This is a genomic window from Lysinibacillus sp. BPa_S21 (assembly GCF_023337795.1).
GTDB lineage: Bacteria > Bacillota > Bacilli > Bacillales_A > Planococcaceae > Lysinibacillus.
On the sequence record NZ_JALIRS010000003.1, the window covers coordinates 37,537 to 61,191 of the forward strand.

Consider the following 23,655-nt stretch of genomic DNA (forward strand, 5'->3'; position numbering starts at 1 on the left):
GTTTGTTATTAGCGTTTTCCCTTAATATAAGGCTGCCCACTAGCTTTTGGTGCATTTGCTTTACCGATAAATCCTGCTAGTGCAAGGATTGTCAATACGTACGGTAAAATTTGTAGATATACAGCAGGGATGTCTTGAATGTAAGGCATTCCACTTCCTGCAACACTTAACGTTTGAGCTACACCAAAGAATAAAGCTGCACCTAATGCACCGATTGGATGCCATTTCCCAAAAATCATTGCAGCAATAGCCATAAAACCTTGGCCGGCAATTGTTGCATGTGAGAAATTAAGTGTAATTGATTGCGCGTATACTGCACCACCAAGACCACCTAATGCACCAGAGATAACAACAGCAATATAGCGCATTCTATTAACATTTACGCCCATCGTATCTGCAGCCATTGGATGTTCACCGACAGCGCGTAAACGTAACCCAAATGGTGTTTTATAAATGATAAACCATGCCCCAATAGCAACTGCAAAAGCTAAAATTGACGTACTATAGACATCACGGAATAATAATGGACCAAAGAACGGGATATCCTGTAAATACGGGATACCAAAACGGTCTATTGATCGGGTAATCATATCTGTTTGACCTTTATCATAAATCATTTTCACCAAGAATACGGATACCGCTAAACCTAATAAGTTGATAGCAACCCCCGATACTGTTTGATCGGCGCGGAAGGAAATAGACGCAACTGCATGGAGAAGTGAGAAGATTCCCCCAATAATGATAGCTGCCAGCATTGCCACCCAAATTGTTGCTGCACCAAATGTTGAAGCATATTCTAAGTTAACATAAATACCAACGAATGCGCCGACAATCATTAAACCTTCTAGTCCGATGTTTACAACACCAGAACGTTCAGAGAATACACCACCGATTGCCGTAAAAATTAAAGGTGTTGCATAAAGAATCGCTGAAGGGATGATGAAATATAACATTTCTAAAAAGCCCATGTTATTGTCCCTCCTTTTTCTTGCTCAACTTTTGTAATGCTACTCGAATAATATAGCCTGATGCTACGAAGAAAATAATTAATGCGATAATAATAGACACGATTTCCTCTGGAATACCTGCAGCATTCGGCATATTGAGTGCTCCGTATTTCAGTGAGCCAAATAATGAAGCGCCAAATACAACCCCTAGTGGCGTGTTTGCACCAAGTAAGGCAACAGCGATCCCATCGAAACCAATACCAGTAAAGCCTGGTTTAATAGAGGCGTTTCCGAAAGTACCTAGTGCCTCCATAGCACCACCAAGACCAGCGAACATACCTGAAATCGTCATAGCTAAAATAATATTTTTGTTCACGCTCATACCAGCATAGTCTGCAGCGTGCTTATTAAAGCCTACCGCTTTTAGCTCATACCCACGTGTTGTTTTTTCTAGAATGAACCACATAACTACTACCATCAACAGTGCAACAATGATGCCATAGTGAAGACTTGAATTGTCTGTAAGCTCTCTTAAAAACGGAGAACGTAAAGACGCTGACGCATGAACACGTTCTGTTTTAAAGCTACCGTCAGACAATTTTTTAATCACTGCATTCGCAATATAAAGCGCAGTGTAGTTTAACATAATTGTCGCTATAACTTCGTGAACTTTAAATTTCGCTTTTAAGAAACCTGCAATAAAGGCCCAAAATGCACCTGCAGCTGCTGCCGCAAGTAATGCTAACGGTAAGTGAATGATTTTAGGTAGATCAAACGCATAGCCAACCCAAGCTGCTGCTAGCCAACCTAAAATTAACTGACCTTCAACACCAATATTAAATAACCCTGTACGGAAGGCAAATGCTACTGCAAGACCCGCCAATATATACGGTGTTATTTGACGGATTGTGTTCCCTATAGAATATGAATCTCCAAAAATACCTGTCCAAAGTGCACTATAACCTTGTACTGGGTCATAGCCGCTAACTACCATCACGATAGCACCAACAATTAAACCGATAATGATAGAGATGATAGGAACGAGAATATTAATGACACGATTTGACATTAGTCGTTCCCCTCCTTCGCACCATTCGTATTATTTTTACTATTTTGTCCTGCCATTAATAGACCAAGCTCTTGTTCTGTCGTTTCTTTTGGATTTAACTCATCCACAATTTGACCTTCATAAATAACAGCGATACGGTCCGAGACATTCATGACCTCATCTAATTCAAAAGAAATTAACAGTACTGCTTTTCCTTTATCACGTTGCTCAATCAGGCGAGAGTGAATAAATTCAATAGCACCTACGTCCAGACCACGAGTTGGTAAAGCAGCGATCAATAAGTCCGGATTACGGTCAATTTCACGACCGATAATCGCTTTTTGCTGGTTACCACCTGAAAGGGCACGTGCTGGCGTCATTTCACCATTACCAGTACGAACATCATATTCTTCGATAATGTGACGGGCTTTTTCGGAAACCTTCTTGTAGTTCATAACAAAGCCTTTAGCAATTGGAGACTGATAATATGTTTGCAGAACGATATTATGGCCAATTGGGAAATCTAATACTAAACCGTGCTTATGGCGATCTTGTGGGATATGCCCAACGCCTTCCTCCGTAATTTTACGAGGCTTCATATTTGTAATTTCTTTACCATTTAATTTCACGTGACCATTTTTAATTTTACGTAGACCAGTAATAGCCTCAATTAATTCGGATTGTCCATTACCATCTATACCTGCAATACCAACAATTTCACCTTTGCGAACTTTTAAGTTTAGGCCTTTTACTTTATCGATATTTCGGTAGTCTGTAACAACCAAGTTTTCGATTGTAAGTACTTCATCCGTTGGGTTTGCTTCTGTTTTTTCTGTTTTAAATTCGACTTGGCGACCAACCATCATTTCAGCTAATTGGTTAGGATTTGTTTCAGCAGTTGTAACTGTTCCAATCCCTTCACCTTTTCGGATAATTGTCACGCGGTCAGAGACTTCCATAATTTCTTTAAGTTTATGGGTAATTAAAATAATGGATTTGCCCTCTGCAATTAAGCGGCGCATTATTTGAATAAGCTCTGTAATTTCTTGCGGTGTTAAAGATGCAGTAGGTTCATCAAAGATTAAAATTTCTGCACCACGGTATAGTGTTTTTAAAATTTCAACACGCTGTTGCATCCCTACAGTAATATCCTCGATTTTGGCATACGGATCAACGTCTAAACCATATTGTTCAGAAAGGGCTTGTACTTTCTTAGCCGCATCTTTGATGTTAACAATGCCCATTTTTGTAGGCTCAGAACCTAAAATAATGTTCTCTGTCACTGTAAAATTTTCAACCAACATAAAGTGTTGATGGACCATCCCAATCCCTAAATCGTTGGCCACATTCGGGTTTGTAATTTTAACAGCCTTCCCACGAACTCGAATTTCGCCGCCCTCTGGTTGATACAAACCAAAAAGGACGTTCATTAAAGTCGATTTACCAGCACCATTTTCGCCTAATAATGCATGGATTTCGCCTTTTTTCAGTTGGAGGGTGATGTTATTATTCGCCACGAAATTACCGAATTCTTTTCGGATTCCTAGCATCTCTATCACGTATTCCAAATTTGTCACTCCCTTAATAGGCACTTTTATCAATTTTCGCCTTGGCGTAATTGCGGCTATCGCCACATTGTAGCTGTTGCTTTGCGTTTCGCTACGCTTTCGCACAGTAAAACATTTTGTTGCTGTCGCTTCGTTTCACTGCGCTGTCGCACGGCTAAACATTTGTTTAAAAAACTTAATAATACTAGCCATAGTCACTGTTAGTTCAACATTTTACACATTAATTAGCCGTGACTTCAGCCAAAGGTTCCCTCTTCGTTCAGTGGACATTATGTACCCTATTAACAAAAAATCAGTATATCTAGTTCCACTAATAGAGGTAGATATTCTTCTGAATGAAGATAAATTAATACAGGAAAGGTCATCGTTAGAAACCTTTCTTCTATTAACTTGTTACTATTCTTACGATAAACTCATAGAAAAATTACTACCCCTATGGTAAACAACGAGAGTATTACGAATAGTCAAAATATAACGATAGATTGAAAAATCATCATAAGGGCCTTCTTCAAGTCCCTTATGATGATCAAAAGGTGAATTATTTTTTCACTTTTTCTGGAACTTTAATTTCACCATTAGCAATTTTTTCTTTATATTCGTCAATGACTTTTTGTACATCTTCTGGGATTGCACCACGAGAATCTGCAAGTTTCACGCCATCTTCAGCTAAACCGTAAACAAGCTTTTTGCCACCTGGGAATTCGCCGTTTTTCGCTTTATTTGAAATATCTACAACTGCAGTGTTAACACCTTTTAACATAGAAGTTAAAGTTACATTTGTTTTATCATCTATTTTACCTTCTTCGTATTGGTCAGCATCTACACCAATTACCCATACATTTGCATTAGGGTCTTTTTTCTTACGCTCTTTTGCCTCAGAGAATACACCGTTACCAGTTGCACCAGCAGCGTGGAAGATTACATCTGCACCTGCAGAGTACATGCTGTTTGCTGTAATTTTACCAAGGTCAGCCTTATCGAATGCACCTGTGTATTTTGATTTAATTTCGATTTTTGGATTCACAGCTTTTGCACCTTCAACGAATCCAGCCTCGAAGCGGTTGATAACTGGGATATCTACGCCACCTACGAAACCGATTGTACCTGTTTTAGACATTTTCGCAGCAGCTACACCTGCTAAGAAAGCACCTTCTTGCTCTTTGAACAGTACAGAAACTACGTTGTCCGCTTCAACAGTAGCATCAATGATTGCGAATTTGTTATCTGGATTTTCTTCAGCTATTGCAGCCATAGCGTCTTCCATCATGTAACCAATACCGAAGATTAAGTTAAAGTCACGACGTACTAATGCGTTTAAATTTGCATCATAGTCTGCATCTGATTTTGATTGTAAGTAGTCGAAGCCCTTACTTTTTTCCAGGTTATGTTCTTTACCGTAAGCTTGAACACCTTCCCAAGCTGATTGGTTGAATGACTTATCATCAACGCCACCTACGTCAGTGACCATCGCTACTGAGAACGCACCTTCTTTGTTGCTTTCGCCTGATGAAGCGTTTTCATTTTCTTTTTCTTTTGCAGGTTTGTCTTCGTCTTTCGTACCACATGCACCTAGGATTGCACTTGCAGCTAAAACTGATGATAATACTAAGCCAAATTTACGTTTTTTCATTTGATGAACCCCCCAAAGGTATTGTAATTAGCAGGAAAAAGTTTTAGAAATGTTCTACACCCGTTTACGAACTACATGGAAGCTGAATTTATCAGCTCGGAAATAATTTTTTGAATACAGCACTACTTGATCATGATCATCGTAATGTAACTGCTTTAATACTAAAAGAGCTGTTTCACGTCCGCAATTTAAAATCGGTGAAGCTTGCTCATGATACCCTATTGGATCAATATATGTAACAGCATAGGCAACATGAATTTTACCGGATTGTTCAAGTGCAGAGAAAAGTGAAACTTCTTTTTTTTCTACGAAGTCAGTTGGCAGGAAGCTTGCTGGTAATCTGTCTATGCAGTATACTACCGGCTCGCCATCCGCTGTTCTGACACGTTCAATTGTGAGTATTTTATCTTCGTCATCACTTTGGAAGCGTTTTAAATCTTCCTCAGAAGGTATGCTTTCCGTCGCCTTTAAAAAGCGAGAACCGGGTTCCATACCTGCTGCCTCGATCATAGAAGAAATGCTTGATAAATGCTCGATACCTGATGTAAACAACGGCTTAGGGTTTACGAAAGTCCCCACCCCATGTCGACGCACAATAACATTTTCCTCTTCCAACAGTCGTAGCGCTTCTCTAAGTGTTGCTCGACTGACTCCTAGTGATTTCGATAATTCAAACTCTGAAGGCAGTTTTTCATTTTCTTTAAAAACGCCTGTTTCTATGTCAGATTTTAAACGATCAATTACTTGGAGATAGAGATGACGATGATCAGCTTTAATAGTCACATATATCACCACCAAAATCAGAGATCAGACATCTGATGTACAACATTCCTACTAATCGTTCATAAATATAACATTTTTATAGATTGAAATCAATTGCACCTTAGCGTAATTACGTCCGAATTTTGAAATGCGTTTGGGCCTACTTCATGCACCCAACATTATTCAACTTTTTGTCGCTATTTCGTCATTAATTATCGTATTGATGAATGAGCACTTGACGAGGTTTACTACCCTCTGAAGGCCCGACAATACCGCGTTGCTCCATTTGATCGACAATACGAGCAGCTCTCGAATAGCCGATACGGAAGCGGCGCTGCAACATCGAAACAGAAGCCGTCTGCATACTTACAACTAACTGCACAGCCTCATCAAATAATTCGTCCGTTTCCTCTAAAATTGTCTCTTCTTCGGTCGGTATCATTTCCTCCTGATATTGTGCTTTTTGCTGTTCTATAACAAAGCTAACTATTGATTCAACTTCTTGATCTGATAAGAAGGCACCTTGCACACGTTTTGGTTTAGATGCACCGGCAGGTAAAAACAACATATCACCACGACCGAGTAAACGTTCCGCTCCGCCCATGTCTAATATCGTTCTAGAATCGATTGCTGACGATACTGCAAAGGCTATACGAGAAGGGATATTTGCTTTAATAACACCTGTCAATACATCTACACTTGGTCGTTGGGTTGCAATGATTAGATGAATCCCTGCTGCACGTGCCATTTGAGCTAAACGTGTAATAGAATCCTCTACATCACTTGAGGCAACCATCATTAAGTCTGCTAACTCGTCAACAATGACCACAATATAAGGTAATTTCGGATGTTTTTCATCCGTTTGCTCATTCACTTTTTGTACATGACCATTGTAGCCTTCGATATTACGAGTACCAGTATGAGAAAATAGATCATAGCGGCGCTCCATTTCAGCCACAACTTTCTTCAGCGCCTGAGATGCTTTACGGGCATCTGTAACAACGGGTGCTAGGAGATGTGGAATGCCATTATAAACATTTAACTCCACCATTTTCGGGTCAATCATCATGAGCTTTACCTCATGTGGTTTTGTACGCATTAGGATTGAAACGATAATACCATTTATACACACACTTTTCCCACTACCGGTTGAACCTGCAACAAGTAAATGTGGCATTTTATTGAGCTCAGCAAGTACTGCTTGTCCAGTAATATCACGACCGAACGCCACTTGTAATAATGCCTCGGGCTTGGCACCATCCTTAGACTCTAACACTTCCCGAAGTGTAACAATGGCTACCTCACTATTTGGTACTTCGATGCCAATCGCAGACTTCCCAGGGATTGGTGCTTCCATACGGATGTCCTTCGCAGCAAGTGCTAAGGCAAGATCATCCTGTAAGTTTACAATTTTACTTACTTTCACACCTACATCTGGTAATATTTCGTATTTCGTCACAGCTGGACCTAAATGAACTTGTGTTACTTTTGCCTTTACACCAAAGCTCTGTAGAGTTTGCTCAAGTTTTTTCGCATTTGCCTGTATGACAGAATATTCGCCGCTTTGGTCATGCTGTGGCGGTAATTGTAATAGATTATACGATGGAAGTTGATAATCTGCATTTTCCACAGCATCTGCACCTTCAATATGGACATCATCAACAATCTCTCCATGTTCAAGGTCTTCATTTTCTGGTGTTGCAAATACTTCTCGTTCATGTGACACATTCTGAGTAAAGGCTGAGATGATTGGTTCATGAGCAATCTCTTCTTCCTCTTGTACCTCAGGCTCCTGATCGACAGCTGCAATTTCATCCTTACTTTCTACTTTTGAACGGCGATTAGTAGGTTTTTTAGGCACACTTTTTTTCTTTTCGCGATGTTTCTTTTGCCATTTACCAAAAAGAGCGGGCATTTTTTCCGCTAAATATGGAACAAGTGCCTTTCCTGTTACTAAAATTAAGCCGATAAAGAAAATAACCCATGCAACGACCTTCGCACCTGTTGCCTCAAATAATACATGTAGAGCACTGAATAACAGTGCACCAATCATACCTCCGCCAAGTGCATTACTTCGATGGATAATGCCCTCTGAATTAATTAAAATTCGCCAAGATTCTCGTAACACAGAGTCTGATAATAAACCACCAGATTTTGATAATTGTTCAAAGAGAATGCCGTGACTAAAAATTGTTAAACTCATAACAATGAGGAGCATACCTAAAATTAGACGATTATAAATACTTACTTTTTTTCGCCCAATCATTAGTAATAACGCTACATATATCAGCATACAAGGCACAGCAAAATGTAAATTCCCTAAAAAAAACATGGCGATTGTCTGTAGAATACGTCCGATCATGCCATATTCAAAAATCATAATGACCGCCAATGCAATTAAGATCAGACCTATAATTTCATACATAAGCGGATGCATTTCTTTTTTTTCTGTCGTCGCTTTTCCTTTTGTGACTTTTCTTTTTTTCCTAGTCGCCATCTATTTCACCTTCTTTTACAATCCATTCTTTTACGTAGCGAATAATAATATGGATAATAACATGTAAAACTTGATTATTTCAAAAAACTTATTACCATAACGTGTGGCTGATTTCCGTTCCGGCTGGGCGCTTCGTTCCCCTATCGCTGATCCCCAAGGAGTCGCCCAGCCTCCACTCCAATCAACTTACATAAAAGGTATATATTTCATTAAACCCCATTCTCAACTTTGGTTTGAGCCAAAAAAGGATTTTCCACCGTTTACATTCGGTTAGAAAATCCTTTTTCGTTCAACGATGATCTTTCAATTTTAATATTCCATAATGATTGGGATAATCATTGGGCGGCGCTTCGTTTTTTGGAATAAATACGTATTCAGTGTATCTCTAATTTCTTGTTTAATGTTTGTCCATTCAAACGTATCTTTACCAACGTATTTTTCAATAACATTTTTAGCAATATCAGAAGCTTCTACCATTAATTCCTCTGATTCGCGTACATATACGAATCCACGCGATAAAATTTCTGGACCAGATGCAATTTTCTTTTGAGCACGGTTTAATGTTACGACAACGATGAAAATACCATCCTGCGATAATAACTTACGATCGCGCAGTACGATATTACCTACATCGCCAACACCAATACCGTCTATTAATACATTACCAGCTTGTACACGGCCACTCATTCGCATTTTACCATTTTTATATTCTACAATATCCCCTTTATCGGCGATAAAAATTTGAGATTTATGCATACCTAGTTGTTGAGCAAGCTTAGAGTGAGCAATAAGCATACGGTACTCACCTTGCACAGGGATAAAGTACTTCGGTTGCATTAAGTTTAGCATTAATTTTAAGTCCTCTTGGCTTCCGTGACCCGACACATGTACATTCTTACTAGATGTTAGAATCTCAGCACCTGCTTTTGCGATAGAGTTCATCGTATTAGCCATTTGTACTTCCATACTAGGAGACGGTGTGAACGTAATTAATACTGTATCGTTTTGCTTTATTTTAATGTCTCGGTGATGTTTGCGGACGATTTTTTCTAATGCATCAAGTGGCTCCCCTTTATTACCTGTAGCAATGATAATAATCTCATCATCTTGATATTTTTGCATTTCTGAGATTGGGATGATTGTATCTTCCTCAACCGTTAAATGACCTAGCTGGACACCTAAATCCACAGCTTTTTCTAAAGGTTTTCCTACAATGACTACTTTACGGAACGACTTTTGAGCTTGTGTAAATACTTGTTGAATACGAATAAAATTCGATGCATAAACAGCAACTAAAATACGACCTGGTGCTGAATGGAATGTTTTTGATAATTGCTCTTCAATCACAAGCTCAGATGTTGTATAACCTGGTCGCTCAGCTTCACTAGACTCAGATAACAGAATAAATACGCCTTCTTCTCCTAACTGAGCCATTTTTGCTAAATCAGGCTTAAATTTACCTGTCGCTGATTGATCGAATTTAAACTCACCTGTATGAACAATTGCTCCTTCAGATGTATGGAACACTACCCCTAACGAATCGGGAATACTATGTGTTGTATGGAAGAATGTCACATACGTTGAGTTAAAATTCATACGACTACGGTTCGTAACCTCAAAGAATTTTACCTGATGTGGTGCAGGCAATTCCTTTAAATGTTCCTTTGCAAGTGCAATTGTTAATTTTGATCCGTACACTGGCGCTTTCACTTTCTGTAGAACATAGGCAATCGAGCCAATTGCATCTTCGTGACCATGTGTTAAGAAAATCCCCTTCACGCGATCTTTATTTTCTTCTAAATACGTAATATCTGGAATTACGATATCAATGCCCAGCATTTCGTCTTCAGGGAACATTAAACCGCTATCCACTACAAATAGCTCTTCGTCAATTTCTACTACGTACATTGCTTTTCCAATTTCGCCCACGCCACCAAGTGGAATGATGCGAATTAATTCATTTTTCTTTTTTGTCAATTTATTTCCTCCTAAAAAATATCCCGAACAGCAACCACTTAAGATTTATTATACGGTTTGCAAAGCTTTTGCACAAATTAAAAATACAACTTTCATATTGGAAACAGAAATTTATTGCTAATTTTATTTCTAATAGATGGAAAGCTAGATTGAGATGTGGCAATGTGAAAGGCCTAGTTTTTGTCTTTATTTTAACGACGTAGCTTTTGTAGATGGGGATCTATCGCTATTTGTAAGCCATACTTTGTATGGGGATTCTAGCGCTTGAGTGGATCTCTGCCTGACCTGAGCTGTTTTTATTCCTACCCGAGCGGATCTCTTCCTAACCTGAGCGATTTTCACTCCTACCCGAGCGGATCTCCGCCTGACCTGAGCAGTTTCCCCTCCATACTATCTTCCATGAGGGGCCTCCCATCGAAGCAATCTTTATTTCTAACAAAGAAAAAAGACCGTCAACAAACAAAAAATCTCACGTTTGTTGACGGTCTGAGTATTTAACTGAAGGTACTTATTTGCCTAAAGCTTCTCGCTTTTTCTTGATAAGTATCCCAAATTCGGTCAAAGTTTGCTTTCTCTTCATCTGTCATTTCCATCATTGGCAGACGAACATTTAGTGTATCAAAGCCTAATTTGGTCATCGCGTATTTTACAGGCGATGGGTTTGGCTGTGCGAATAGCGCACGTACAAGTGGTAATAATGCTCGGTGAATTTTGGCTGCTAGCTCGTGATTTCCTTCTTCAAACGCTTTAATCATTAATTGCATATCATTTCCTACAACATGAGCAGCAACTGAAATAATACCTGCTCCGCCGATTGCTAGTAGTGGGAGTGTTAAACCATCATCTCCGCTATAAACTAAGAAATTATCATCTGAATCAACATTCTCAATAATATCGCCCATTTGATCTAGATTGCCGCTCGCTTCTTTAATCCATGAAATATTAGGAATTTTACTTAAAGCAACGGAAGTTTCATAGGCAACATTGATGCCTGTGCGTCCTGGCACGTTATAAAGCATGACAGGTAAACTTGTTTCTTTGGCAATTGTTTCAAAATGCGCAAAAATACCGCGTTGATTTGGCTTATTATAATATGGTGCTACAAGCATGATACCATTTGCACCATTTTCTTCTGCCTTGTGCGTCATTGCAATAGAGTACGCCGTTTCGTTATCCCCTGTACCTGCAATTACAGGTACACGACCTGCTGCTTTTTCTACTGTAAAGCGAACAACTTCAATTTTTTCTTCTGTGGACATAGTTGGATTTTCAGAGGTTGTGCCACAAGCGACAATACAATCTGTACCATTATCAATCAAATAATTAATAATACGTTCTAGTTCTGGATAATTAATCGTGCCATCTTCTTTGAACGGCGTAATCATCGCCGTTCCAATTCGACCTAAATTCATCCTTACACCCCTCTTATAGTAAGTTATCCTCCAGCATTGCTTCTGCAATTTGAATAGAGTTTAATGCAGCGCCTTTTAAAAGATTGTCAGAAACGATCCATAGGTGGAACCCTTTTTTATTGTCTAAATCTTGACGGATACGCCCTACAAAAGTAGCATCTTCCCCTTCTGCATAGATAGGCATTGGGTAAGTTTGTGTTGCGATATCATCTTGTAATACTACACCTGGTGCACTGCGTAATACTTCAAAAATTTCCTGTACCGTTGCTTCTTTTTCTACTTCAATATAAACAGATTCAGAGTGTCCTGAAACGACTGGCACACGAACACAAGTTGCAGCTACTTTTAGTTCTGGTGCATGCATGATTTTTTTCGTTTCATTAATCATTTTCATTTCTTCATATGTAAAGCCATTGTCTGTAAATTTATCAATTTGTGGAATGACATTACGAGCGATTGGATAATGACGTTTGTCGCTACCAGAAGGTAAAATATTTGCTTCTACATCCTTACCTGCATCCCAGTTTTCACTTTGTGCCTTTAATTCCTGAATAGCTGAAATACCTGCACCTGAAACCGCTTGGTATGTCGATACAATAACTTTAGTTAAGCCATATGCCTTACGAATAGGTTCAAGTGCAGCCATCATTTGAATCGTAGAGCAGTTTGGATTCGCAATAATCCCTTTATGCTTAGCAAGATCGCCACGATTTACTTCTGGAACAACTAGTGGTACGTCTGGATCCATGCGGAAATGGCTCGTGTTATCGATCACTACTGCACCACGTTTTGCCGCTTCTGGCGCTAGCACCGCTGAAACCGAACCACCAGCTGAGAATAAAGCGACATTGACGCCTTCAAAAGCTTCAGGTGTCGCTTCTTCAATAGTATATGTCTTACCATTAAACTCGATTGGTTTCCCTGCTGAACGTGCAGAAGCCAAAAACTTAATATCTCCGATTGGAAAATTCCGTTTAATTAGTTGTTCCATCATTTTTGTGCCTACTGCTCCTGTTGCTCCAACAACCGCAACCGTTAACTGCTTTGTCATCTGTCATCTCTCCTTGAATACTTGTTCCATAATGTGTGCTATTGTATCACAAAAATACTGAAAATTGTGTGTAATCATCGAATTATTTGAAATATTGTATAAACAGTGGTTGTAATTGCTTTTTCTCCGTAATCGCTTCATGAACAGTTGCAACCATTTGATCAAAATCAGCAATCAAGGAATTGGGTTTTGAATGTGGTGAGTCCTGCCCGAATGGAATAAAGTAAATGTTCTTTGCATTTAACAGCCTCATAATATTCATACCATTTAAGCCAAGCGCATCATTTGTTGATATGCCTAAGACGACAGGCGAACCGTTTCGCAATGTTGCTTTAGCAGCCATCAATACTGGACTATCAGTTGCTGCATTAGCAAATTTACTAATACTATTACCTGTCATTGGTGCTATAACCATCGCATCCAATGGATTGGATGGTCCGAATGGTTCTGCCTCTTTAATAGAGGAGATCACTTTCTCTCCAGTCAATTCCTCTATTTTGGCAATCCACTCCTCTCCGGTACCAAAACGTGTAGCCGCATGTAATACGGAATGTGTAATGATTGGAACCACTGTTGCTCCTGCATCGATAAAGTTTTGAATTTTAGGTATTACATCCTCATACGTACAGTGCGAGGCTGTAATACCTAATCCTATTCGTTTCCCCGTTAACAATTTTCTTCCTCCTCTATTGCCTTGCACAATATCGTAGCTGCATCATGTGCAAAGTATTTCCCAGGTAATGATGGCAATAGCACGTACGTTTGTAATTGCTCAGCGTCTATATCTAAACAGCCCGGCTCTGAAGCCAAATCATATAGTACAGCTGGGACATGATCTTTGAATGATTCTGTAATCCACTTAGCTGGAATCGTATTGATAAAAATCCCATCATGAATTGACCATTGGCGATCATCTAAATCCGTGGCTTTATAACCATATGCCCTAGCTTCACTCACTTGTACAACTGAACGCGCTACTATATGGACATTAGCACCCATCTTGACGAGTAAAGATGCGAGCATTTTGGCTGTGCGTCCAAAACCTGCGATAGTAAAGTTTTGTCCGTAAATACATTTTTGCTCGAGTCCGTAAAACGTGGCGATAAATCCCTCCGCTGTTAATCTTGCGTTTTGCCAAATAAAAGATTCTTGTTGTAAATAGCAATTTGTTTCATTATTCTCAAGTAATTGCTTCCAATGCATAGTCAAACGCCCTGTATAAAACTTAACTTGAGATATCCCATAAAGCTGTTCCACTTCTATTTTTAGTGGAAGAATAGGAAGAATAATTCTATTTGGTTGGTATTCTAATACAAGCTTATTTAACTCTTCATTCCAAACTGATGTTCTTTTATAAAATACAGTTCTCGATGGGCTTCTTAGCATTGTAGCCATTTCCTTTAACCTTAGATCCTCACCGATAACAAGCCATTTTTCATTTTCCAAAAGCTCACCTCACTGTAAAAATTCTGACTGTACCGTAGTTGTTTTGTTAAATAAAATCCGATCTTCACCAATTAGTATTATTTCGTGCCAAGGTATCATTTCACTAACTTTCACTTTCTTTTTTTGGAATGGTAATTTATCTTTAACAATTTCAAAACCATGAATCTTTCCTGTTTGCACATCTAATAGACATTCCGTATGTGCCAATATGCCGAAGTGTACGCCACCTTCAACTTGAATTAACTCTTTATCCACCATCTCTGATAGTAGCATCCCTCATCTCCCTCCTTGAACCGTTACCCCAATATATGCCGAGTTTTTGCAATTCGTGACCCTTACCCAAAGAACGAAAAAGTTGCATTTATCTTCGCGACTGTGTATAGTGTGTATATACAGTTGTGAGGTGAAAGATTATGCATATCCATTTAAGCAACGCCAGCGATAAACCCATCTATGAGCAAATAACCGTACAGCTTAAGGAAGCGATACTAGCCAATAAATTACAGGCCGGTGATGCACTACCTTCTATTCGTGCACTTGCAAAGGATTTAAAAATTAGTGTTATGACAACGAAGCGTGCTTATGCTGATTTAGAGCGAGATGGATTTATCGAAACGGTCGCTGGAAAAGGAAGCTTTGTTACAGAACGAAATCAAGATTTTCTACGTGAGGAATTATTGCGTCAAGTTGAAGAGCATTTACAAAAAGCAGTGAGAACAGCCAAAACGGCTGGGCTGGCAAACGAGGAATTACAGGAGTTACTTTCATTAATTTTGGAGGAGGACAACTAAATGAATGCTATTGAAATTCATGATTTACGCAAAAGCTTTACAGGATTTTCTCTTAATGATGTTAGTTTTTCAGTACCTCAAGGCACTGTCATGGGTTTTGTAGGAGAAAACGGTGCCGGGAAGTCTACTACCATTAAATGCATACTTAACTTACTAAAAAAAGAATACGGCGAAATTTTGCTATTCGGCAAGGATATTGTCGAACATGAGTTAGCGATAAAAAACGACATCGGTGTAGTTTTTGACGATTTACATGTACCGGAAACGCTCAATGCGACGCAACTCGACAAATTTATGAAAAAAGTGTTTAAAACATGGGATTCCAACTATTATTTTGAGCGATTAGCACAATTTAAAATTCCACAGAGGAAGAAGGTAAAAGAATTTTCCCGTGGAATGAGGATGAAGCTGTCCATTGCATTAGCCCTGTCCCATCATCCAAAGCTATTAATTTTAGATGAACCAACGAGTGGGCTAGATCCGATAATTCGTGATGAAATTCTCGATTTATTTTTAACGTTTATGCAGGATGAAACCCATAGTATTCTTTTTTCTTCTCATATAACAAGTGATTTAGAGAAGATTGCTGACTATATTACATTCATTCATAATGGGGAAATTTTATTCAGTGAAGATAAAGACGTACTGCACTACGAATACGGAATATTTAAAGGTAATAAAGAGGAAATAAGTGCCATACCAGAACACGCCATTATTAGAAAACGTAATGGAGCCTTTGGCATAGAAGCCTTAGTTCTGAAAAATGAAGTAAATGAGGTATTTTCTCTTGAAAAGCCTTCTATAGAAGATATTATGCTATTTTATGTGAAAGGTAGTGTTTGAACATGACAGGTCTTATCTTAAAAGATTTAATGACGATTAAACGTCAAATAAAAACACAGGCCTTCGTGCTAACCTTTTTCCTAATTACATCAATTTTCATGCAACAAAGTTTAATACTCTTTACAATTATTATATTTATCGTAACCTTTCAAACTATAACTGCTCTTACCTATGATGAACAAAGCAGCTGGGATAAATATGCAAATACTTTACCCATTTCAAAAGGGGACATAGTACTTAGTAAATATATACTTAGTATCCTTCTTATGCTTTTTGGGCTTATCCTTGCATTACCGATTGTATTTTTTATTCACCGTTTTAATAACTGGGCTTCAGCAGAGTTTTTTCTAACATTTAATCTTCTTGTGACATTAGCCCTGTGTATGCTAGCACTTTTATTACCGATCTATATTAAATTCGGTTCCATAAAAGGAAGAATGGTTCTTATTGCTATATGCTTCATACCTGGCTTTTTTTCTGGCCTAATTAGCAAGCAATTGCCTGATATTCACTTAGTTTTAATAAACATAAAGCAATATATATTTTTAGCACCTTTTGGTGGTCTTTTCATCCTATGGCTGTCCTCTCTCATTTCAACCGCAATCTATAAACATAAAGAATTCTAGGGAGGGAAAGAGATAATGCAGGCTTTACTTTTGCAAAGAATAATAGTGCAAAAATGGTCCATCCTTTTTGCAATTGCCATATGTATGCTCATTAATTACATTGATATACCTTTTTTAGATAGCCCCTCAATTGGGTTGGTTGTTGTTGTTTTTTCCGCTTCATTCGTAAGAGGGTTTTATGAAGACGATCTTAAAGTGAATTGGGAATTGTTCGTTAATAGTCTTCCTTTAACGAAGAAAACACAGCTACAGGCTGATTTCCTATTTAGTTATGGTTGGGTGGCACTTCTTTTTGTGCTAATGGCCCCTGCTTATTTTTCACAATCTGCAGCCGACGAAAACTTTTTAGAGCATTTTGCCATGTATTTCGCATATATTAGCAGTGCCTCTTTATTCATCTGTGTTCAGTTTTATATCCATCATCTAGGCAAGGCAAACGGGATGCGTTATTTTAAAATGATGACTGCCATCTTCCTTATTTTTATCATCAACTTCCCTATTCATTATTTTTTATCACAAGTTGTAGCAAATTTATCGATAATTTTGATCCCTACAATTATCAGTATCGTCATTAGTCTATTTATTTTCCGACAAAGCCTTACCTTATATTTAATAAAAGATGTAAATTGATCGGAAAACTATTATGTCAACGAAATGAAGATGTCCTAAATAAAGGATGGCTTTTCGATTAAAACGAGGGGTTGCGTCCCGGATTCTACCCAGATTCAACTAACGGTGTAGAATAATTCATCAAGCGTTTGGGTTATTTCGGTATAATGAGCGTAAGGGGATTAAATAAATGAAAAAAACTTTAGTTGGAATATTGATCGCAGGAATTTTAGGCATTGGGAGTTATTTTCTTTTTGGACAAAGTGGAAGTGATGAAAAGCTCACTTATGAAGGGGAAAATGAAAATTGGAAAGTTGAAGTTGAATATATACTCAATAATATCGGTACAGAAGAAGTGCAACGTTCTATTCTTTTAAAATATCAGGGTTCAGATTTAAGCAGTATTGGAGAATTTCAATTCGCAGTACAAACTAATCTTGGTAAATGGGGCGAAAGTACAATTGAATTAGATGAAAACGGGCAATATACAAGCTCTAGTTCTGCAATATGGAAAGGAACTTTAACTAAAAAGGATAAACCAGTCTTCACAATTAGTTGGAATGATAATGAAGAGGAGATTATCTTAGAAAGAAAATAATAAATCATTATTTTATAAAAATACCTCCAAATAATTACGATCATATGTAGTTTGAAGAATAGTTAAATTAGCCTTGTTAAAGTAATTTAATAAGGCTAATTTTTCTATTTGAACTGCTCAAATGGATTAGTTACCATCGTTCTTAATTTTCTGCAATGTATGTTTGGACCGCTAATCTATTCACAAATTCCCCTTTAGAAAGGTGCTGTTCAATTGCTATTCTTCTTATAGATGCTTCGTCAAATGTAGAAGTATTTTTATGCTTCTGGGCCAATAATTGAAATGGCTGGCTCAGCTTTTAAGATTTTTGCAATTAAACGGTCAATTGATTCCATGGATACAGCATCGATTGACGCTAATACTTCGTCTACTGAACGATGTTTGCGATGGACGATTTCACTTGTACCGTTACGATTCATACGAGCGCCTGTCCCCTCCAAACCGAGTACAAAACTTCCCTTCAGCTGTTCCTTCGCATTCATAAGTTCTTCCTCTGTTACGCCACCTGCTACAATATCAAGTAATGTCGCATCAATTGTATGTTGAAGCTGTGATAGTTGCTGACGACTTGTACTACCATAAATCGTAAACGCCCCAACATCCGCATAGCAAGATTGGTAAGAAAATATTGAATAGGCTAAACCACGTTCTTCACGTACTTCTTGGAACAAACGAGAGCTCATATTACCCCCAATAATGTTATTAAGTGCAATAAAGCTATACATATCTGGATCCTTTACGCCAATTGCAGGATAAGAAATAGCTAAATGCGCTTGCTCCGTATCGCGAGTTTTTGAAATCTCTCCTGGATTAAAATCAGGATTGGAAAGCACCGGCTCCACCGCCAATGGAGATGGCTCATATTGGCCAAATAAATCTTCAATTGTTTGCAAAAGTTTTGCAGAAATATTTCCTGCTATTGAAATAACAACGGATTCCGGTCCATAATGTTTTGCCATATAGTGACGGATCATATCTGCTGTAAATGTTTTTAAAGTAGCCGCAGTTCCTAGAATTGGGCGACCAAGTGCGTCGTTTGGATACATGACTTCCCATAGTTTTTCATGAACATCGTCATCAGGTGCGTCTTCACTCATTAATATTTCCTCAAGCACAACTTGTCTTTCCTTCTCTAACTCTTCTTCTGCAAACGTAGAATTAAAGAACATATCCGCTAAAATTGTCACTGCACGTTCAGCATGATGGTCTAAAACCTTTGCATAATAACACGTGTTTTCCTTGGATGTAAAAGCATTTAACTCGCCACCAATGCGATCAAATTCTTCTGCAATTTGGCGAGCTGATCGGGTTTTTGTCCCTTTAAAAAGCATATGCTCTATAAAATGCGTAATGCCATTTTCCTCAGGCAGCTCATAACGAGATCCTGCATTCACAAAAATGCCTAGCGCAACAGATCTTACATGATCAATTTGCTCAGACACAATACGCACACCATTCTGACATGTATGTACTTGTACCAAAAAATCTCCCCCAATTTATCTCTGGTTCTACATTAAAGGCATAATGAGGGATTATCACCAAAACGTGTGGTTGATTTCCGTTCCGACTGGGCGCTTTGTTGTTGCTGTCGCTTCGCTTTCGCACAGATAAAACATTTGTTGCTGTCGCTTCGCTTTCGCACAGATAAAACATTTGTTGCTGTCGCTTCGCTTTCGCACAGAGCAGAGCTTCCTGGGGGCGTCCGATGAGCTGCTTCACTCGCGTTGCTCGCTCCAGGGTCTCATCTGTGACGCTGATCCCCGAGGAGTCGCCCAGCCTCCACTCCAATCAACTTATTTACATAGTAGACGTTTTAACAAAAGTCATCCACAACTTTTGGTGATGAACCATAATGTGAAGCTCCCCCCAAAGTATCCCTTATTGAACCATTTTACTTATATTTTATTTAAAAAAGGCTGCGCATTATACGCAGCCTTTTTTACAATTATTATTTATCTTGCTCAGCGCGTTCTTTTTCCTCTTGAATAACTACTTTACGAGATAAATTCACACGACCTTGCTTGTCAATTTCAATAACTTTTACAAGTAACTGATCGCCAAGTTTTAATACATCTTCAACTTGTTTTGTACGTTCCTCTTGAATTTCAGAGATGTGAAGTAAGCCATCTTTACCTGGGAATATTTCACAGAACGCACCGAATTTTTCAATACGTTTAACTGTTGATAAGTAATACTCGCCAACTTTTGCTTCGCGTACGATGTCTTCGATAATTTGTTTTGCACGAGCGTTCATTTCTTCATCTGCAGAAGAGATGTAAATTGTACCATCTTGCTCAGTATCAATTTTTACGCCAGTTTCTTCAATAATTTTGTTAATTTGTTTACCACCAGGTCCGATAACATCGCGAATCTTATCAGGATTAATTTTCACGATCACGATTTTCGGTGCAAATGCAGATAATTTTTCACGTGGTTCTGCAAGAGTAGCAAGCATCGATTCTAAAATGTGCATACGGCCAATTTTAGCTTGTGTTAATGCTTCTTCTAAAATATTTCGTGATAAACCATCAATTTTAATGTCCATTTGAAGTGCTGTTACACCTTTAGCTGTACCTGCAACTTTAAAGTCCATATCTCCAAGGTGGTCTTCCATACCTTGAATATCAGTTAAAATAGAGTAGTGTTCTCCTTTTTTAATAAGACCCATTGCAATACCTGCTACAGGTGCTTTTAAAGGAACACCAGCATCCATCATCGCTAACGTTGAAGCACAGATAGAAGCTTGAGATGTAGAACCGTTTGATTCAAGTACTTCCGATACACAACGGATTGTATATGGGAATACCGATTCGTCCGGAATAACCGCGTCAAGAGCACGTTCTCCTAGTGCACCATGACCGATTTCACGACGACCTGGTCCACGAATTGGGCCTGTTTCCCCTACTGAGAATTGTGGGAAGTTATAGTGATGCATGAAGCGTTTAGATTCTTCTACACCTAAACCGTCAATAATTTGTACATCACCAAGTGCACCTAAAGTACAAATAGAAAGGGCTTGTGTTTGTCCACGTGTAAATAATGCTGAACCGTGCGTACGTTGTAATAAGCCTGTTTCAGAAGACAGTGGACGGATTTCGTCTAACTTACGACCATCTGGGCGAACTTTATCTTCTGTAATTTGACGACGTACTTCGTCTTTAACCATTTTATCTAAAATTGTATACACTTGCTTCATTGTTACTTCATCCGCTTCTTGCTCTTCATAAGAAGCAATAACACGATCTTTTACCGCTTGAATAGCCTCATCACGTGCATGTTTTTCTGCAGTTTGAATGGCATCATGCATGTCAGTCTCACAAGCTGCTTTTATATCTGCTTGAATCGCTTCATCAATTTCAAATAATGTGACAGGTAATTTTTCTTTCCCTACTTCTGCAACAATTTGCTCTTGGAAAGCAATAATTTTTTTGATTTCTTCATGACCGAACATAATAGCTTCTAGCATTACTTCTTCTGGTACTTCTAATGCACCTGCTTCAACCATATTGATAGCATCTTTGTTACCTGCTACAGATAAATGAACTGTTGATTGATTAGATTGTTCCACTGTTGGGTTCACGATAAATTTACCGTCAATATATCCAACTTGTACACCTGCAATCGGTCCGTCGAATGGAATATCCGAAATAGCTAACGCTAATGATGAACCAAGCATTGCAGCCATTTCAGATGTGCAATCTGAATCGTTAGACATAACCATTGAAATCACTTGTACTTCATTACGGAATCCGTCTGGGAACATCGGACGAATTGGACGATCGATTAAACGGCTTGCTAATATTGCTTTTTCAGATGGACGTCCTTCACGTTTAATAAAGCCACCAGGAATTTTACCTGCTGCGTATAAACGCTCTTCGTAGTTTACTGTTAATGGGAAGAAATCAAGTGGTTTCGGTGATTTTGACATTGTTGCTGTTGAAAGTACTGATGTATCACCATAGCGTACTAATACGGCTCCATTTGCTTGTTTTGCTAACTGTCCAACCTCGATTACTAGCGGACGGCCAGCCCATTCATAGGAATAGACTTTCTTTTCGTTCATTCAATGAACCCCTCTCTATTATAAAAACACTTACTTCGTCTGTATGTACTAATAGTAAGTGTACCAAAAATGCTTGTTCTATGCTAAATATTTCATCAAATAATCATTCATTTAAATTAAGTTATTGCCAATTTATTTAGGATTTATTTCTATATTTAATGGAAACAAGGCTTTTTACTTAAAATTTATGTCATATATGCTTTTTTCAGTAGTAAAATTCATTAAACATAAAGAAAAAGCGGGATTAATCCCGCTTTTCGATGACAATTAGCGACGTAAGCCTAAACGAGTGATTAGTTCACGGTAACGTTGTACGTCAGTTTCACGAAGATATTTTAATAAGTGACGACGACGACCTACCATTTTAAGAAGACCACGCTCAGAGTGGAAATCTTTTTTGTGTGTACGTAAGTGAGAGTTTAGAGCGTTAATTTCCTCTGTTAATACTGCAACTTGTACTTCTGGAGAACCAGTGTCACTTTCGTGAGTACGGAACTCAGCAATAATTTCGTTTTTACGTTCTTTTGAAATAGCCATTTAAATGGACCTCCTAAATAATTGTTTATCCCCATTAGCACAGTAAACGTTGGAGTCATCGATATACCGAGCTAAGGTTAAGCATATTATGCACTTATGAATGTTACCATAAATCAAATGGTCAAGCAAGCGATAACTAAGCCTATTCATAGGCTAAAGTAGATTTAAGCTCATCTTCATAACGTGGGGTTAATTTCCGTTCCGATTGGGCGCTTTGTTGCTGCCGCTTCGCTTTCGCACAGAAAACATCCGCTTCGCTGTCTCCACTCCAATCAACTCATGGCGTACACTTTAACCTTTGGTGATAGTTGTAAAATATTCAATTGCTTCTTGTTTATCCTTTTGGATTTGTGCTTTCAGAGCTTCAATACCATCGAACTTTCGTTCACTTCTTATACGTTTATACCAAGCGACATGCACTTCTTCACCGTAGATGTTTTTTTCGAAGTTTAAAATATGAACTTCGATGGATAATTGTTTGTCATTTGGATCTTTAAATGTTGGTTTATAGCCTACATTACAAACACCATCATACCAATTATTTTGTACAAGTAATCGAACCGCGTACACACCACTTGCTGGAATATAAGTCCCCTCTAATGCTCGGACATTTGCAGTCGGGAAACCTATTGTGCGTCCTCGCTTATCACCATGCACAACGATACCTGTAATTTCAAATGGTCGCCCTAGGAGCAATCTTGCTTCTTCCATATCTCCCTCTTGCAAAAGCTTACGGATACGTGTAGAGCTAATTTTTTCGATTTCGTCGGTTTTCTTTTCAACAACCGTTACACCGTAATCTCCATTACTCAATGCACGCATATCTTCCATTTTTCCTTTACCAAATGCACCAAAAGAATAATCAAAGCCAGCCGTCACATGTTGAATGTTCAATCCGCGAATAAATGTATCTATAAATTCATCAGGTGAAAGCTTTGCAAAATCAGATGTGAAATGTACAACAAATGCTGTATCAACACCCTGTTCTTCAAAAAGCTGCAATTTTTGCTGTAATAACGTAATATAAAATACTTTTTCGTTACGACCGCCAAGTACCAAAGAAGGATGTGGATCGAATGTCATAACAGCCGTCGGAATTTGGCGCTTGTCTCCTTCTTCCTTTGCTGCCTTAATAACTGCCTGATGCCCTTTATGTACACCATCAAAAAAACCAAGGGCCAATGAATATGGCTGCATGCTTTCTCGTTGCTGTAGTTGGTGTGGGTATTTTAAATGAATGACCTCCATAC

At 38.5% G+C, this 23,655-nt stretch carries 22 protein-coding genes; 5 read left to right on the top strand and 17 right to left on the bottom strand.

The window, feature by feature from the left end; all coding sequences use genetic code 11:
• Positions 1 to 8 precede the first annotated feature (8 nt).
• The 12 genes from MOK21_RS06100 to MOK21_RS06155 all read right to left on the bottom strand — a co-directional run bounded on the left by MOK21_RS06100 (position 9) and on the right by MOK21_RS06155 (position 14,611).
• On the bottom strand, positions 9 to 968 hold the full coding sequence (locus MOK21_RS06100; RefSeq protein ID WP_249073068.1) for an ABC transporter permease: 960 nt from the start codon (positions 966 to 968) through the stop codon (positions 9 to 11).
• A gap of 1 nt (position 969) precedes the next feature.
• The gene (locus MOK21_RS06105) at positions 970 to 2,016 is read right to left on the bottom strand and encodes an ABC transporter permease (RefSeq protein WP_249073069.1); all 1,047 of its coding nucleotides are present in this window, start codon (positions 2,014 to 2,016) and stop codon (positions 970 to 972) included.
• Entirely contained in the window at positions 2,016 to 3,563 is a 1,548-nt protein-coding gene (locus tag MOK21_RS06110) for an ABC transporter ATP-binding protein (RefSeq protein WP_249073070.1), read from the bottom strand. The genes MOK21_RS06105 and MOK21_RS06110 overlap by 1 nt, the downstream gene beginning before the upstream one ends.
• Before the next feature lie 538 nt (positions 3,564 to 4,101).
• Positions 4,102 to 5,193: a BMP family lipoprotein gene (locus MOK21_RS06115; RefSeq protein WP_249073071.1), complete on the bottom strand. Its 1,092-nt coding sequence runs from the start codon at positions 5,191 to 5,193 to the stop codon at positions 4,102 to 4,104.
• Positions 5,194 to 5,247: 54 nt separating this feature from the next.
• Positions 5,248 to 5,976, bottom strand: coding sequence for a GntR family transcriptional regulator (locus MOK21_RS06120; RefSeq protein WP_249073072.1), 729 nt, complete (start codon positions 5,974 to 5,976; stop codon positions 5,248 to 5,250).
• 187 nt (positions 5,977 to 6,163) lie between these two features.
• Complete coding sequence (locus tag MOK21_RS06125) at positions 6,164 to 8,452, bottom strand: FtsK/SpoIIIE family DNA translocase (RefSeq protein WP_249073073.1); 2,289 nt, start codon at positions 8,450 to 8,452, stop codon at positions 6,164 to 6,166.
• 309 nt (positions 8,453 to 8,761) lie between these two features.
• Positions 8,762 to 10,429 carry a ribonuclease J gene (locus MOK21_RS06130; protein ID WP_249073074.1) on the bottom strand — a complete coding sequence of 556 codons (1,668 nt, stop codon included), beginning with the start codon at positions 10,427 to 10,429 and terminating at the stop codon, positions 8,762 to 8,764.
• 494 nt (positions 10,430 to 10,923) lie between these two features.
• Positions 10,924 to 11,841, bottom strand: coding sequence for a 4-hydroxy-tetrahydrodipicolinate synthase (dapA, locus tag MOK21_RS06135; RefSeq protein ID WP_249073075.1), 918 nt, complete (start codon positions 11,839 to 11,841; stop codon positions 10,924 to 10,926).
• Positions 11,842 to 11,854: 13 nt separating this feature from the next.
• The gene (locus tag MOK21_RS06140) at positions 11,855 to 12,892 is read right to left on the bottom strand and encodes an aspartate-semialdehyde dehydrogenase (RefSeq protein WP_249073076.1); all 1,038 of its coding nucleotides are present in this window, start codon (positions 12,890 to 12,892) and stop codon (positions 11,855 to 11,857) included.
• 82 nt (positions 12,893 to 12,974) lie between these two features.
• A complete protein-coding gene (locus MOK21_RS06145) occupies positions 12,975 to 13,565 on the bottom strand; it encodes a dipicolinate synthase subunit B (protein ID WP_249073077.1) in 591 nt (196 codons plus the stop codon).
• Positions 13,559 to 14,338 (bottom strand): dipicolinate synthase, encoded by a 780-nt coding sequence (locus MOK21_RS06150; RefSeq protein ID WP_249073078.1) that lies wholly within the window; start codon positions 14,336 to 14,338, stop codon positions 13,559 to 13,561. The genes MOK21_RS06145 and MOK21_RS06150 overlap by 7 nt, the downstream gene beginning before the upstream one ends.
• Positions 14,339 to 14,347: 9 nt before the next feature.
• On the bottom strand, positions 14,348 to 14,611 hold the full coding sequence (locus MOK21_RS06155; protein WP_053594254.1) for a YlmC/YmxH family sporulation protein: 264 nt from the start codon (positions 14,609 to 14,611) through the stop codon (positions 14,348 to 14,350).
• A gap of 140 nt (positions 14,612 to 14,751) precedes the next feature.
• Between MOK21_RS06155 and MOK21_RS06160 the strand changes: the two genes are divergently transcribed.
• The 5 genes from MOK21_RS06160 (at position 14,752) to MOK21_RS06180 (ending at position 17,805) form a co-directional block, all read left to right on the top strand.
• Positions 14,752 to 15,129 carry a GntR family transcriptional regulator gene (locus MOK21_RS06160; protein WP_249073079.1) on the top strand — a complete coding sequence of 126 codons (378 nt, stop codon included), beginning with the start codon at positions 14,752 to 14,754 and terminating at the stop codon, positions 15,127 to 15,129.
• Positions 15,130 to 15,972, top strand: coding sequence for an ABC transporter ATP-binding protein (locus MOK21_RS06165; RefSeq protein ID WP_249073080.1), 843 nt, complete (start codon positions 15,130 to 15,132; stop codon positions 15,970 to 15,972).
• Positions 15,973 to 15,974: 2 nt separating this feature from the next.
• Complete coding sequence (locus tag MOK21_RS06170) at positions 15,975 to 16,598, top strand: ABC-2 transporter permease (RefSeq protein WP_249073081.1); 624 nt, start codon at positions 15,975 to 15,977, stop codon at positions 16,596 to 16,598.
• A 15-nt stretch (positions 16,599 to 16,613) separates the two neighbouring features.
• Positions 16,614 to 17,228: an ABC-2 transporter permease gene (locus MOK21_RS06175; protein WP_249073082.1), complete on the top strand. Its 615-nt coding sequence runs from the start codon at positions 16,614 to 16,616 to the stop codon at positions 17,226 to 17,228.
• A gap of 169 nt (positions 17,229 to 17,397) precedes the next feature.
• Positions 17,398 to 17,805 (top strand): hypothetical protein, encoded by a 408-nt coding sequence (locus MOK21_RS06180; RefSeq protein WP_249073083.1) that lies wholly within the window; start codon positions 17,398 to 17,400, stop codon positions 17,803 to 17,805.
• A gap of 257 nt (positions 17,806 to 18,062) precedes the next feature.
• On the opposite strand, the gene MOK21_RS06185 is transcribed toward MOK21_RS06180, so the two are convergent.
• From MOK21_RS06185 to ribF, 5 genes are all read right to left on the bottom strand, one after another.
• Positions 18,063 to 19,286 (bottom strand): M16 family metallopeptidase, encoded by a 1,224-nt coding sequence (locus MOK21_RS06185; RefSeq protein WP_249073084.1) that lies wholly within the window; start codon positions 19,284 to 19,286, stop codon positions 18,063 to 18,065.
• A gap of 54 nt (positions 19,287 to 19,340) precedes the next feature.
• Positions 19,341 to 19,484 carry a hypothetical protein gene (locus MOK21_RS06190; RefSeq protein WP_249073085.1) on the bottom strand — a complete coding sequence of 48 codons (144 nt, stop codon included), beginning with the start codon at positions 19,482 to 19,484 and terminating at the stop codon, positions 19,341 to 19,343.
• Positions 19,485 to 19,753: 269 nt separating this feature from the next.
• Complete coding sequence (gene pnp, locus MOK21_RS06195; protein WP_249073086.1) at positions 19,754 to 21,868, bottom strand: polyribonucleotide nucleotidyltransferase; 2,115 nt, start codon at positions 21,866 to 21,868, stop codon at positions 19,754 to 19,756.
• A gap of 267 nt (positions 21,869 to 22,135) precedes the next feature.
• A complete protein-coding gene (gene rpsO, locus MOK21_RS06200; protein ID WP_249073087.1) occupies positions 22,136 to 22,405 on the bottom strand; it encodes a 30S ribosomal protein S15 in 270 nt (89 codons plus the stop codon).
• Between the two features lie 291 nt (positions 22,406 to 22,696).
• Positions 22,697 to 23,653, bottom strand: coding sequence for a riboflavin biosynthesis protein RibF (gene ribF, locus MOK21_RS06205; RefSeq protein WP_249073088.1), 957 nt, complete (start codon positions 23,651 to 23,653; stop codon positions 22,697 to 22,699).
• Between the last annotated feature and the right edge of the window lie 2 nt (positions 23,654 to 23,655).